The organism is Bowmanella sp. JS7-9 (assembly GCF_004329715.1).
GTDB lineage: Bacteria > Pseudomonadota > Gammaproteobacteria > Enterobacterales > Alteromonadaceae > Pseudobowmanella > Pseudobowmanella zhangzhouensis.
On sequence record NZ_JXSY01000011.1, the window covers coordinates 149,244 to 163,507 of the forward strand.

Annotated in this window: 13 protein-coding genes; 7 read left to right on the top strand and 6 right to left on the bottom strand. The window is 48.5% G+C overall.

The genetic code is table 11. The features are described from left to right. Positions 1-3 precede the first annotated feature (3 nt). From TK45_RS06145 to TK45_RS06160, 4 genes are all read left to right on the top strand, one after another. A complete protein-coding gene (locus TK45_RS06145) occupies positions 4-216 on the top strand; it encodes a helix-turn-helix transcriptional regulator (RefSeq protein WP_131257761.1) in 213 nt (70 codons plus the stop codon). 151 nt (positions 217-367) lie between these two features. Further along, complete coding sequence (locus TK45_RS06150) at positions 368-694, top strand: PadR family transcriptional regulator (RefSeq protein ID WP_131257762.1); 327 nt, start codon at positions 368-370, stop codon at positions 692-694. 1 nt (position 695) lies between these two features. Next, entirely contained in the window at positions 696-1,154 is a 459-nt protein-coding gene (locus tag TK45_RS06155) for a hypothetical protein (protein ID WP_131257763.1), read from the top strand. 135 nt (positions 1,155-1,289) lie between these two features. Further along, positions 1,290-1,655: a hypothetical protein gene (locus TK45_RS06160; protein ID WP_131257764.1), complete on the top strand. Its 366-nt coding sequence runs from the start codon at positions 1,290-1,292 to the stop codon at positions 1,653-1,655. A 62-nt stretch (positions 1,656-1,717) separates the two neighbouring features. On the opposite strand, the gene TK45_RS06165 is transcribed toward TK45_RS06160, so the two are convergent. The 3 genes from TK45_RS06165 to TK45_RS06175 all read right to left on the bottom strand — a co-directional run bounded on the left by TK45_RS06165 (position 1,718) and on the right by TK45_RS06175 (position 4,919). Beyond that, entirely contained in the window at positions 1,718-2,422 is a 705-nt protein-coding gene (locus TK45_RS06165; RefSeq protein ID WP_131257765.1) for a hypothetical protein, read from the bottom strand. Positions 2,423-2,596: 174 nt separating this feature from the next. After that, complete coding sequence (locus tag TK45_RS06170; RefSeq protein WP_131257766.1) at positions 2,597-4,162, bottom strand: SulP family inorganic anion transporter; 1,566 nt, start codon at positions 4,160-4,162, stop codon at positions 2,597-2,599. Between the two features lie 139 nt (positions 4,163-4,301). Next, complete coding sequence (locus tag TK45_RS06175) at positions 4,302-4,919, bottom strand: FKBP-type peptidyl-prolyl cis-trans isomerase (RefSeq protein WP_131257767.1); 618 nt, start codon at positions 4,917-4,919, stop codon at positions 4,302-4,304. A gap of 110 nt (positions 4,920-5,029) precedes the next feature. On the opposite strand from TK45_RS06175, the gene ppc reads away from it, so the two are divergent. Continuing rightward, complete coding sequence (gene ppc / locus TK45_RS06180) at positions 5,030-7,651, top strand: phosphoenolpyruvate carboxylase (RefSeq protein WP_131257768.1); 2,622 nt, start codon at positions 5,030-5,032, stop codon at positions 7,649-7,651. 51 nt (positions 7,652-7,702) lie between these two features. Beyond that, a complete protein-coding gene (locus tag TK45_RS06185) occupies positions 7,703-8,602 on the top strand; it encodes a histone deacetylase (protein WP_371414264.1) in 900 nt (299 codons plus the stop codon). Here TK45_RS06185 and TK45_RS06190 read toward each other — a convergent pair. The 3 genes from TK45_RS06190 to TK45_RS06200 form a co-directional block, all read right to left on the bottom strand. After that, positions 8,553-9,500: a hypothetical protein gene (locus tag TK45_RS06190; protein WP_131257770.1), complete on the bottom strand. Its 948-nt coding sequence runs from the start codon at positions 9,498-9,500 to the stop codon at positions 8,553-8,555. The two genes, TK45_RS06185 and TK45_RS06190, sit on opposite strands and share 50 nt — an antisense overlap. Then, positions 9,475-10,818 (bottom strand): diguanylate cyclase domain-containing protein, encoded by a 1,344-nt coding sequence (locus tag TK45_RS06195; protein WP_165490719.1) that lies wholly within the window; start codon positions 10,816-10,818, stop codon positions 9,475-9,477. Before TK45_RS06195 ends, TK45_RS06190 begins: the two co-directional genes overlap by 26 nt. A gap of 441 nt (positions 10,819-11,259) precedes the next feature. Continuing rightward, positions 11,260-13,221, bottom strand: coding sequence for a methyl-accepting chemotaxis protein (locus TK45_RS06200; protein WP_131257772.1), 1,962 nt, complete (start codon positions 13,219-13,221; stop codon positions 11,260-11,262). Positions 13,222-13,570: 349 nt separating this feature from the next. On the opposite strand from TK45_RS06200, the gene TK45_RS06205 reads away from it, so the two are divergent. Beyond that, on the top strand, positions 13,571-14,143 hold the full coding sequence (locus tag TK45_RS06205; protein ID WP_131257773.1) for an outer membrane beta-barrel protein: 573 nt from the start codon (positions 13,571-13,573) through the stop codon (positions 14,141-14,143). Positions 14,144-14,264: the final 121 nt, after the last annotated feature.

Here is a 14,264-nt window from a genome sequence, read left to right on the forward strand (position 1 = left end):
GCGATGCACGACGAATTAGATAATCACATTCATAAACTGCGGCTGGAACACAAGGTTTCCCAGCAGGAACTGGCCGATGCGATTGGCGTTTCACGCAAAACCATCAGCACCGTAGAGACCGGACGCTTTACGCCCTCGGTGGTGATCGCGTTAAAAATTGCGCAATTTTTTAACCTACCGGTAGATGCGGTTTTTTCTCTTAAACAGCAGGCTTAGGCCTGCTGTTTGTAAAATATCTCAATTATTTTAATAAAAACATCATGTTACAAATTATGCATAGGACTTCTATGCATCTCTCCAAATTTTTCCTTGTTTAAAAATTTTTACCTAGCTAATCTAGGTTTATACCTAATAGTGCAAGGTAATTATGATCTCAAAAGAACTCAATGCGGCCATCAGCAATATGTTAGTGCTGGCAGTTTTACGCAAAGGGCCAAGTTACGGCTATGACATTCAACGTCGGATAAAAATGCAGTCTGATGGCATCCTGGATTGGACCGAAGGCATGTTATATCCGGTGCTGCATCGTCTGGAGAAAAATGGTTTTGTGGAAGCTCGCTGGGGCGAAGCTGAGACCGGACGTAAGCGCAAGTACTATCACCTGTTGCCGGCCGGTGAACAACATCTGGGTGAGGCAATCGATGCCTGGTACACAGTATCGGACGTGCTAATTAACCTGACAGAAGGGGAATAAAATGAACGACTTTAATCTGCAACAGGCAGTTGAGGCATGGGTTAGCCTGCTCAAACGGGAGCACATGGTTGACGAGGCGCATATTGATGAGTTACAGGATCATCTGATGTGTGAAATTGAGAGCAGAATTGCAGAAGGGTTATCGGCTAAATCGGCATTTACCTGTGCGGTAGATTCGATACGACAGCACCCACTGTTAAGGGATAATGAGAAAGTAAAAAATCGCCTGTTTAATAAACTAATTGAATTGGAGTGTGGTAAACAACAAACACCTGATAATTATAAACGCGCCAAAGTAATTGTGACCCAATCTATTTTATGGGCGGCAGCAATGTTAGCGAGCGCGATATTAGTGGGGGATCATCCAAATTCGAAATATCTGACCATTTTTGTCTACGTACCGCTGGCCTTGATGAGCATATTTAGTCTTAACAGCAAGCGTGAAATCGTCATTAAGTGAGCATTCACTTTGCTTTTAGGAATTATTTTGATTGACTTATTTTTGACCTGTACTTTATGCATTAACAAGTGTTAGCGAACGCTAACATTCGTTGCTTGATAGCGTGCAGGTAAAGAGAAAGCACAAGGAAACAGTATGATAAAGTTTAATAGAATTATATTTACGCTTTTCACATTATGTAGTGCGCTAGTGGCTAATGCAGAGGATTTTAAAAAATCCGCTATAGGATTGGGGAATTTTAACTGTGCAAAAGTCAGCGAACATTTACAGGCGGAAGATAACAAAAGTATGTTGTTTAATGCCTGGATGGCTGGCTATTTCAGTGGCAAAAATGTGTATTTTCTGGATGGTAAAAGCCCAGCGTCTGCAACTGAATACGAAGAGGTTTTACTCCCACACTTGCAACGATTTTGTGCAGACGATCCAGACGCATCACTAATTAAAGCGATGGAAAGCTATTTAATGTTTAAGGTTAGTAAGCAGGAAGTCATCGTTGGTTAAACGTTGGGACGTTAGCCGACATTAAAAAGCCGGGAGATTCCCGGCTTCGTAATAATGACTATTTATTTTGACTTTGTTGTAAAACGTAAGCCCAAAAGTCCAAACAAAACGAGAGCAATACTAAACGGCTCAGGAACATCATTCGTAGTAATGTCTTGTGTAAACAAACGAATTTCGAAATTAGTGCCTGCGGATGTCATTTGTCCCGCATTGAAGTAAGTATAGACATCATTATAGTAGTCATCTGATGAGTCACCGTCCCCTGCACCATCGATATCTCGCATGTGCAGACACATAGAGTATTTATTAACGTTGCCCTGGTCCTGATAGTCGCAGTGAATGGGTCTGACTGTTGAATCAGGTGAAAAGAAACCCCATCCTCCGTAAACGGATGTCGGATTATCGTACAAATACCAATTAACGCCATTGGAGATGTTGAAGCCATCGACTAAGTAGCTACCGAAAACTCCGGGAGTTTGATTAAACACCACATTGGATTCACCGGCTGCTAGGATTGCATAGCTCTGATTGGCAATATCATACAGCCCCATCAGGGTGTATCCGCCGTTACAACGTGAAGATATTTGTGAAATAGTTGTGTAGTCAGCTGTATTTTCGACTTTTTGATAACAAGCCGTCCAACCCCAAGTGTCAAATGTTGTCGCTTGTACATCTGTCTGCACACCCACAGGAATATAACCAGCAATCGCATAGGTAGATAGAAATAAACTACTGACAAGCCCAGTTAAAACTTTGATTAATTTCATTTTACTTCAACCTCTACTACAAAAATTTTTATTTACAGAGTCTGCAATACAAATAAAGTGCCAACATTAAAATATATAAAAAACAATAAGTTAATGCATGACGAGTTAAGTTATGTGAAATAATGTAAAAAAAGCCGACATTAAAAAGCCGGGAGATTCCCGGCTTTCTAATACTTAATCTAACTGGTCAGTCGCGACCCGATAGCGTGGATCCTCGTTGACATTCATCTCAACGAACTTCTGCGCTTTGTGCAGCAGGTTTCGACAATCCTCCGAGATATGACGAATATGCAGCTTTTTGCCCAGTGCCTCGTATTTATCGGCCAGACTATCCAGTGCATCGACACCAGATGAATCCCAGATACGTGATTCGTTGAAATCAATTACCACGTCCTGCGGGTCATTGGCTGGGTCAAACAGATCTTTAAAGTAGCTGACAGAGCCGAAAAACAACGGACCATCCAGTTCATAGACCTTCCAACCGTCATTATCCGTATGGGTCTTGGCCGCGATATGGGTGGCATGTTTCCAGGCAAACACCAGGGCCGACACGATTACACCTACTACCACGGCAATGGCCAGATCGGCGATAACCGTAATCGCAGTAACCAGGAACAGCACAATTGCGTCTTCTTTATTTACACCGCGAATAATGCGGAAAGAGGCCCATTCAAAGGTGCCAATCACCACCACAAACATCACACCCACCAACGCGGCAAGCGGGATCATTTCAATCAGCGGGGCTGCAAACAGAATAAAGCCAAGCAGCACTAATGCCGCCGTGATGCCGGATAAACGGCCGCGACCACCGGAGTTAATATTAATCATCGACTGGCCAATCATGGCACAGCCACCCATGCCACCGAATACGCCGTTAACCGTATTCGCAACGCCCTGACCTATACATTCACGGTTACCTGAACCGCGGGTGTTAGTCATATCGTCAATTAGTGTCAGGGTAAGCAATGATTCAATCAGGCCAACCAGACATAAAATCACTGCGGTGGGCAGAATAATCATCAGCGTATCCCAGGTAAACGGCACCATAGGGATGCTGAACGTGGGTAATTCGCCGGCTAAGGTAACTGTGGCCTTTTGCTCTGCCGGTACAATATCGCGCACAAAGTCGATAACCGTGCGCGCGTCTAAATCTAGTCCATGTACTAGCAACGTGACACTTATTATCGCCACTAAAGAGGCAGGTACGGCTGTGGTGAGCTTGGGCAGGAAATAGATAATGGCCATGGTCAGTGCCACCAGACCCAGCATGATGTAAAGCATACTGCCTTGCAGCCACTGACTCTGCCCTAGCTCGTTGACAAATTTAAACTGACCCAGCTGAGCGAGGAAGATCACAATCGCCAGGCCATTAACAAAGCCCAGCATGACCGGATAGGGCACCAGACGGATAAATTTCCCTAACTTAAATATCCCGGCCATGATCTGTAGTAAACCGGCCAACAACACAGCGGCAAACAGATACTGAATCCCGTATTGAGACACCAGCGCTACCATCACCACGGCAGTGGCACCGGTGGCACCGGAAATCATCCCCGGTCGTCCGCCAATGGCTGACGTGATAAGCCCCATCATAAAGGCGGCATATAAACCGACCATCGGCTCAACGCCGGCAACAAAAGCGAAAGCAACGGCTTCCGGTACCAACGCCAGCGCGACGGTAATACCCGACAGCACATCATTTTTTACGTTGCTGTCGCGATTGGTGAATAGATCAAACATCATCTCTCCAAAAAGTGAGTATGTGTGCGAAAAGTGCGCGAGTTTACCAGCTTCTGCGCCAGGATGTGTTTAACAGAATGTTAAAAAGGGTAGTGCAAAAGGCAGAAAAGGTGCCCGCAGAACGCAGGCACCGAAGCGATTACAGGATATCCAGTAACTCTACGTCGAAAATTAATGTGGTGTATGGGCCAATGGCTGAGCCTGCGCCCTGTTCACCGTAAGCCAGATTGTATGGTACGTATAAACGCCATTTTGAACCAACCGGCATCATTTGCAGGGCTTCAGTCCAACCTTTGATCACGCCACCGACCGGGAATTCAGCTGGCTGGTTACGCTGATAAGAGCTGTCGAAAACCGTACCGTCGATCAGGGTGCCGTGGTAGTGGGTACGCACAGTCGAGCTGGCCACTGGCTTATCACCATTACCTTCTGTGATGATTTCATACTGCAGGCCAGATTCAGTGACGAATACACCTTCACGGGCAGCGTTATCAGCCAGGAATTTTTCACCTTCTTCGATAACCGCTTTAGATTGCTCAGCTTTAGCAGCTTGAATACGCTGGCTGATTTCCTGAAAGGCCGCTTGCATGTCTTCGTTGCTGACTTCGCTGGGCGCACGGTTAAATGCGGTTTGAATACCGGCCAGTGCCGCGTCGATATCGAATCCATCGAAAGGATTCTGACCCAGTTGCTGACCCATTTGCAGACCGATGCCGTAGCTGGCGCGCTGCTCAATCGTTGTGAATTTTTCTGACATGCTTATTCCAAAAATGCTGAGTTAAATTGCAAAAAAGGCCGCCAGACTAGCACAAATATCCGTTTAAATCAGTTAAGGTAAATAGTTCATTCTCCAACCAAAGGAATCTCATGGCGTTTTTTGACTCTGAGTTGCAAAACACAGTGCGTGATTTAGGCAAGATGCTGGGTTTAACTATCCAGCAGCAACTGGGGCCAGAATGGCTGGCACGTATTGAAGACGTGCGCAAAACCGGTCGCCGTTCCAATGAAGGGGATGCCAGCGCAACCGACCACCTTAAAACGCTGTTCGCGGAGTTACAGGATGAGGACTTGTTAGTTCTCGGCCGCGCGTTCTGCCAATTCCTGAATTTGGCCAATATTGCAGAGCAGGAATATAACGTTGCGCAGCAGCACAGCGATCCGCTGGCACAACTGAATCATGCGTTGAGCACGCTGGATGTGGACGCCGATACGTTGGAACAGGCATTAACTAAGCTGCAAATTGATTTGGTACTGACGGCCCACCCTACCGAAGTGAGTCGCCGTACTCTGATCCATAAATACACTGAACTGGCCGAGTGTTTAAAACAAATTCACCAGAGTCATTTGACTGAGCGTGAACGCGAAAAAGTCGAAGAACGCATCGCCGAACTCGTGGCGCAAGCCTGGTACACCGATGAAATCCGTACCACTCGCCCAACCCCTGAAGACGAAGCGCAATGGGGTTTCTCGGTAATTGAAAAGTCACTGTGGCAGGCCGTGCCGGACTTTATCCGCGAACTGGACCATACCCTGCAGCAAAAATTTGCCAAAGGTGTGCCGCTCGACGCCGTGCCGGTGCGCTTTAGCTCCTGGATGGGCGGCGATCGCGACGGAAATCCGTTTGTAACCGCTAAAGTTACCGAGCGTGTGTTGTTACTGGCCCGTCGCCGCGCGACCGATCTGTTTTTCAAAGATGTGGATGCGTTGCAGTCAGAATTGTCGATGAATGTCTGTGACGATGCTCTGCGCGCCGCAGTGGGTGACGAAGCCCATGAACCCTATCGTGCGGTGCTGCGTGAATTGCGTGAGCAATTACGTCAAACCTATCGGGGTATCGTCGCCACGCTAAGTGGTGAAGAGGTCAGTCGGGCTCAGTGGATCACCAAAGATGAACAACTGCTCACCCCATTGATGCTGTGCTACCGCTCCCTACACCATTGTGGCATGGGCAAAATTGCCGATGGCGCCTTGCTGGACTGTATTCGTCGGGTGCACGCCTTTGGTTGTACCCTGCTGCGCCTGGATATCCGTCAGGATTCCGGCCGCCATGCTGATGTATTCTCCGAGCTGACCCGTTACCTGGATTTGGGTGATTATGCCAACTGGGATGAACAACAGAAGCAGGCGTTCCTATTGCAGGAATTACAATCCAAACGCCCGCTATTCCCGCGCGCGTGGCAACCGTCTTCTGAGGTGCAGGAAGTAATTGATACCTGCCGGGTGATTGCCGCTAACGAGCAGACCGGCTTTGGCATTTACATTATTTCTATGGCATCGGAAGCCTCGGATGTACTGGCCGTGAAGCTGTTACTAAAAGAATGCGGTGTAAGCTGGTCGATGCCGGTGGCCCCCTTGTTTGAAACCTTGGATGACCTGAATCAGGCTGCCGCGACCACACAAAAGCTACTGGAATGTGAGTGGTATAAACGGGAAATCGACGGCCGTCAGTATGTGATGATTGGCTATTCTGACTCCGCCAAAGATGCGGGTGCACTGGCCGCAGGCTGGGCGCAATATCGCTCGCAGGAAGCGCTGGTCGCGCTCGCCAAAGCACATAACGTCACACTAACCTTATTCCACGGACGTGGCGGCACGATTGGTCGTGGAGGTTTGCCGGCGGCACAGGCGATTCATTCACAACCTCCGGGTTCATTGGATGGCGGTTTCCGTGTCACTGAACAGGGTGAAACTATTCGCTATAAGTTTGGTATGCCTAAATTGGCTTTGCAAAGCCTGGCGTTGTACGCCAGTGCGATATTACAGGCGGTCGTTGCCCCTCCACCGGCACCTAAACAGGCATGGCGTGACCTGCTGGATAGCATGGCGCAACAGGCCTGCGATAATTATCGTGCGGTTGTGCGTCATGATAAAAACTTTGTGCCCTATTTCCGCGCCGCCACACCGGAACTGGAGCTGGGTAAATTGCCACTAGGCAGCCGCCCGGCGAAACGGCGCCCGGAAGGTGGGGTGGAAAGTTTGCGTGCTATTCCGTGGATTTTTGCCTGGGCCCAGACACGCCTGGTATTGCCAAGTTGGCTGGGCGTAATGCCGGCCATTCGTCAGGCCATAGAACAGGGGCAACGTGAACACATCGAGCAAATGCTGAGTGACTGGCCGTTTTTCCACTCACGTTTATCTATGCTGGACATGGTGTTTCATAAGGCCGATGCCAGTATCAGTGCGGCTTATGACAGTCGTTTGGTGCCGGAAGACATTCGTTACTTTGGTGACCGCTTACGTACTGAGCTGGCCGACAGTATGGCGCTGATCCTCGACTTACTCGGTCAACAGGAAGTGATGGAGAAAGACCCGCAAGGCAAAGCCTCCATGCAGCTGCGCGCGCACTACTTACAACCCCTGCATTTCCTGCAGATTGAACTGTTAGAGCGGGTGCGCAAATACGGCGAGCAACCGGTTAGCCCGGTATTGGAGCGCGCCATGATGATTACCATTGCGGGTATCGCGGTAGGTATGCGTAATACTGGTTAATGTATTGTGGGCTGGGCATTAGCTCAGCCCAATTATCCTGCCTCGCTTATGATGCCAGCATTAATATTCCATCCCATTTATAGTCAGCTTGATTTGCCCGAGCGGCATCGCTTTCCTATTGAAAAGTATCAGGGCATTGCCGATGCGTTAAACCGGCTAAATCCTGAAATTATGTATGAAAGGCCTGATGAGATAAGTGAGCATTTGCTTACCGAGTTTTTTCAGGCTGATTATGTTCAGCAGTTTCTGACCAACCAGCTGCCACCACAGGCCATGCGGCGGATTGGTTTTCCCTGGTCTGAACAACTGGTCAGGCGCACCCGCACTGCCGTGGGCGGCACCTTGCTGACCGCCAAACGTGCATTGGAGCAGGGGATTGCGCTGAATCTGACCGGGGGTTATCACCACGCGTTTGCCGACTTTGGTTCGGGGTTTTGTATCTTTAACGATTTGTATCTGGCGGCACGACACATGTTGACCCAACCGGGAGTCGACCGGGTATTGATTGTCGATTGCGATGTGCATCAAGGGGATGGTACCGCCGCGTTGGCGGCAAATGATAATGACGTCTTTACCCTGTCTTTGCATGGCGAAAAGAACTTCCCTTATCGTAAACAAATTTCCGATTTGGATTTCGCGCTGCAAAGTGGCTGCGAGGATGATGAATACCTCACGACACTTGAGCAGGCGCTGCATCTGGCATTTATGCAAAGTGGTGCCGATGCAGTGATCTATGATGCTGGGGTGGATATCCATGTGGATGATGATTTAGGGCTGCTGAATATCACCACACAAGGCGTATTGTGCCGTGATCAATTAGTTATCAATACCTGCAGGAAGCATGGCGTGCCGGTTGCCAGTGTAATTGGTGGTGGTTACCAGCGGGATATTGATGCGCTGGTTAAGGTGCATCTACAGTTATTTTTCGCTGCTGGCGTGAAGGTACTTTAACCCCAATTCGCTCGAGTAATTGATACTGTTCTGCGTAAATTTCCGCTGCGTCCTTTAGACTTGGCAAGAAGGGATTTACCAGTTCAATAACGTCTGGTTGCTGCAGAGTAAGGGCGTCGATGGTTTGTTTGTGTGGGGTGAATTCGTAAAAAAGTTTATCAAACATCCCATTCTCTTTAAGCCGCGATAGTCCTAATGCCAGACGTGCCGCAAGACGCTCGTTGTCTGGCGCAACAAAAAATTTCATTGAGATGGGGTACAAGAGTATTTTATTTTTAACGATGCCGAATGTGCCGGCAGGAAAGTCCTGAATCTCAGGCACAGCTTCAAAAAAGCCGCGCGGGAAATAATAACCGGGGCGCTTACGCAAAAGGTCGTAAAATTGGTTGTCCTGTAATGAGGTTTCCACCGTTAGCCGGTTAACTCTCAATATCGAGGTGTCTGGCCAATCCACACCAAGTAGCGCGGGATGCTCTGCTAGCTGAGCGGATGAAAGTGACTCAAATGTGCCAATATCCGCCGTATTTGCCACCAACAGGCGGATGCCATATGCGCCTTTCATCAGCGGTATGTTTATCGCACGTGCCTGTGTTTCCCGGGCGGGCGTGGATAATGTCCAGAATACGTCAAAGGTGCCTTTCGAAAGTTCACGTAACTGACGTGTTTGACCAATGGTAATGTTGTGGGGCTCCAGACTAAACCCACCATATTCCTCTTTCGTCGCCTCTAAACTGGCCGTGAGCAACTTAACAAAATAGTGACTGTGGTCATTAACATTGCTGGCGCTGGCATCAACCAGTTTTATGCTGTCCTGGGCGCTGCTGCTCGCGCATATAAAGAGCAGCGAGAGCCTGACCAGCCAGCGAATGGGATTATCTGGTTGCTTGTTTATTCGCATACATCACCTGATCTGCTGCATGCAGAAGCTCACTAATCTCAGTTGTTTCATTATTCGCCATGGCGTACCCAATGCTTAAGGACACTGGCATTGAATGCTGTTTATATTCGAACCTGTTGTTTGCAAAGTAGTCCTGTATGGTACTGATTACTTTAGCGATCGCGGCCTCGTCTTTTATTCTGCTCAATAACACCAAAAACTCATCGCCGCCTAATCTGGCTACCGTGTCTGTTGTGCGCAGCATATCTTTTAGCCCATGGGCAATAAATTTTAACAGCTTATCCCCCGCATCATGGCCATAGGCGTCATTCACCGATTTGAATTTATTGACGTCCATTAGCAGTACGGCGAAATCCTTTTTATTTGAGGGTTGTTCTACCTGTTCGTGCAGCTTTTTCATGACGTAGCGACGATTGGCTAACTTGGTTAGCTCATCCTGATAAGCCAGGCGGCGCGTGCGCACAAAAGCCCGGTAAAGCAATAAAACCATCAGATAAACAAGAATAATTAACCCGTAGCTTACATAGCGGATAATGTTTACAGTCAGCGTTTGCTTGGGGGCTGCACTGGGTTCGTAGCGTGCACTTAATAACCACTCGCCACCCGGAAAACGAACTGGCAAGCTGCTGGTAGCGGTATTAGGAATCGCAGGATTTCCCCAATACAACTGAGGGGAAAGCGGATTGGAAATATCCTGAATAGCCAGAAAATCAGGCGGTAATCCACTTGGCATCGCTTGCTGCAAATGCAGGTCGTAATTGATCAACAGGCTTATTCCACCCCAATAATCATTGTTCTGCGGGTAATCCGCAAAAATCGGTATGCGAATCGCTATAGCGGTCCCGCCCTGTACCAGCGTAAACGGCGAGGATATAACCACGTTTTGAGTCTCCCGCGCCTTCTCTACAATCTTGTATTGCTTTGGCAAATTCCGAAAGTCTAATCCCAACGCGGACTCATTCCCTGTGAGCGGATAGACATAGCTGATAACGTCATTCGGATACACGCTGATACTAGTTATATCCGTATATTGGCGGGTGATTGCTTCGGCAAACGTGTCCCATTGCTCACTGATAATGCTGGGTTTAACTGTGACCAGCGTGGCAAAGGACGCCGCTAAATAAATGTCGTTGTAAATGGCCGACTCCAGATTGGAGCGGAATACTGCCACCTGTTGCTCAAACTGCAGTTCGTTCTGGTGGTCATTATTCTCAGCCACCACGGCAATTATCCGCTGTGCGGCAATTAGCCCAGCGGCAAAATAAAGCGCTGAAATAACGACCATGAACAAGCGACGGGTGTCTTTAGTGAATCGCACGACGCACCAAGTCTGAAAATATGTTCTTAACATAACAGAGTTTAACGCTAGTTAAATAGTCAGTTGCACGAAAAATGAAGGAAAGGAAAGCGTAGAACAGTGAGGAAATGTTACCAGAATTGAAGAACTTACGATTTCCGGTTAATTCTTTTGGGAGTGATTACATACACAGTGCCAGCCGGCTTGTTGACCTTTATCGTGGTGATTGGCCGATATTCAAAATGGCATGTGGTTGTGAGCCGCTTGGCTTTGGAGCGCAGCTCGCGCAGGTCATCATGAGTCACATTATTCAGCATGTTCAAAAACCACTATCAGAAGGTGCCTGACAAGCATGGTTGGGTATTGGCAAAAATGCCAACTTATCCGTTCGCCTGCAAATCAGCGGTCTTGAATTATCGTGCGTTGGTCGCAGTCAGCGGCATGGCCGCTGACAATCGTTCGTTATGCGACCCGCAGGGCAAATTTACCCAAGATATCGTTAAGATTTGTCGCCATCTTAGAGAGTTCTTCACTGCAACTGGCGGTGTGATGAACGGCTTGCAAAGTTTCTTGCGACAGGTCACGCAAACGCACCAGACTCTTGCCGACCTGACCCGAGGCTAACGCCTGTTGCTCTGTGGCACTGCTGACTGAATCGGCCTGATCCTGTAGCTCTTTTAAAGCGTCGCTTATGCGTTGAATGGATAAGCCCACGTCTTTAACGTGTTGCACGGCATCCAGCGCTTCCTGATTAGCGCCCTGAATGCCGGTTACCGTGGTACCAGATTGCGCGGTAACCTGATGAATCATGTTTTCAATTCGGGTGGTCGCTTCCTGTGCGCGTTGCGCTAATTTTCTGACTTCGTCGGCAACCACCGCAAATCCGCGCCCGTGTTCGCCTGCCCGCGCCGCTTCTATAGCGGCATTGAGTGCCAATAGATTGGTTTGTTCCGATACACCACGAATAACATCCAGTACACCGCTGATTTCCTGAATATTTTCTGCCAGTCGCAATACACCCTGGTGGCCTTCGGCGACGATGCCGGCCATGCGGTTGATGTTCTCGATAGTTACGGTAATTTCGCGGCTACCATTTCCGCAACGATCGCTGGCGTGGGTAGAGTGTTGCGCTGCCGTTACGGCACTTCTGGCCACATCTGCAATGGACGCACTTAATTCTTCCACCGAGGCAGCCGATTGATCCAGTTCCCGATGCTGTTGGGTGACGTTGACTTCGGTTTGCGTATTAACTGTCGTCAACTCCCGCGAGGAAGATGCCAGTTGCTGGGACGTTGAGCGTATTTGTGACATCACGCTGTTTAATGTATCGACCACGTTCGCCAGCGATTCACGTAAACTGCCATCGGCTTTACGATCGATGGTTAGGGAGAAGTCACCGGTGGCAACCTGCTCCATTAATCGGCGCATTTCGCCCGGCTCACCACCGAGTGGGCGCATCACCATGTGCTTAATTTTCCAGGCAGCGAAAAAACCGATGATCAGTGCGCCAATAACAATCAACACGCCATCTTTTTGTAAAATCGCCGCGGTTTCTTCGATTTCCGCCACATCGATTTCTGCCAGCAATGCCCAATCAAGCCCCATAAATTCGATCGGTACAAATGCCGATAAAACTGGGTTGCCGTTGTAATCGATAATTTCCTTTACTGCCGTTTGCCCACTCAGTGCCAGAGTGGCGGCTTCCGTATCCACGCCATTTTGCGCGACGTTACCGGCAAACGAGGCCTTGATTGAATGGCCTGTAGGGTCAAGGAAAGAGTCAGAACGCATGAGTTTATCGCTGCCAATCAGGTATGTTTCACCGGTTTTTCCCATGCCCGCGCGAGCAGTCATCACATCATTGATACGGCCGGTGGACAGCTGCACCGCGACGATCCATTTTTGCCCATCCAGCATCGTGGCTTTGCCCATAAAAGCAGCCGGTTCATCATTGGAGGGGGCATAAGGTTCGAAGTCTGCGAGGTATTCAGCCTGATTGTTTTTTAGGATGGCCCGGGTCAAGTTACCCAGCCCACTCGAGGCGTAGGGGCCGCTGAGCATATTAGTGCGATAATCCTTTTCTCTGGCGACGGTATACACCACTTCCCCGGCCGGATTGATCAGGAAAATATCGTAAAAGCCCAGCTCAGTGTTGAGCTTGGTCAACAACTGATGATGGGCATCGCTACCTAAGTCTTTGTGTATCAGTTTGCTGACGTCGGCAATGCTTGTCAGATTATTCCTGAACTCTTCAAATAGACTCAGAATTTGATCGCGCTTGATATCGCGCACGGCGACAAGGCGTTGCTCATTCAGGGTTGCGATTTGCTGATTAGCAATGACTTCCGTGATGATCAGTGCAATTAACACAGGCAGGATGGTGGCGCCAAGAACAAACAGGCGGATGCGTGAGCTGAACTTCATAACTAACTCCTGGTGGGTCGAAATTTAACCAGAATGCAGCGTTTGGCGCGATTGTGCCGCAAAGTCCATTATTCGCAAGGGTTATTTGCACAATTCTTAATCGTTTTTGTCAAGTTGATGGTTTTTCTCATATTTTAGTTTGTGTGCCGCGCGGCCAGTTTAAGAAAAAGCTGCATGTTCAGCGGAAATTCTTACCGTGAAGCAAGTTGTTTGCACATGAATTTATGTTGGGAGAAAAGCGTAACCAGCTGATTTAATTAATATATTCATCTAATTTACATAGTGGAACAAGGTTTGCTGTTGAATTGGCATGGCGTCTCGGCCAATCCATGAATTACAGGAGTCTAGAATGCGAAACACATTGACAACACTCGCTGCAACCTCAACGGTTTTACTCAGTGCCACTGCGATGGCAGACGGTCCACGCTGGCATTTTGTAGAAGGTGGCTACACCACCATGGATTTTGATGGTTATGATGGTGGTTTCGACCCGGATGGGTTCGTCATTAAGGGCATGACATTAATCGCCCCACAAATATATGTGCATGGCGAATACGATTACATGGAAAGTGATTTATTTGATGAAAACATCGATGTAAACACGCTAACCGTGGGTGTCGGTTACATTATGCCGTTATCAACGCGCACGGATGCCTTTGCCGGCATTAACTATGAACGTCTGGACGTGGACGGCAATGATCCGGATGGCTTTAGTCTGGATGCCGGTGTGCGCAGCATGATCACCAATGTTCTGGAACTGTCAGGCCAAATTGGATACTTGTCATGGGATGGTGGCGATGACGATCTGACCTTTAAAGTCGGTGCCCAGTATTACTTTGACCCACAATTTTCCGTTGGCGCCAGCTATGAAAATCTGGACAGTTACGATGTGACGCAGGTCACCGTCAGATACCACTTCTAATCACCCGCCAAAAGGCTGCTTGATGCAGCCTTTTTTGTTTTTTGTCTGTGGCTTACGCACGAATATCCCCTTACTCCGTTTTGGCGCGCCAGAGCGCTGGCATATTGCCTTTCGCAGGGGT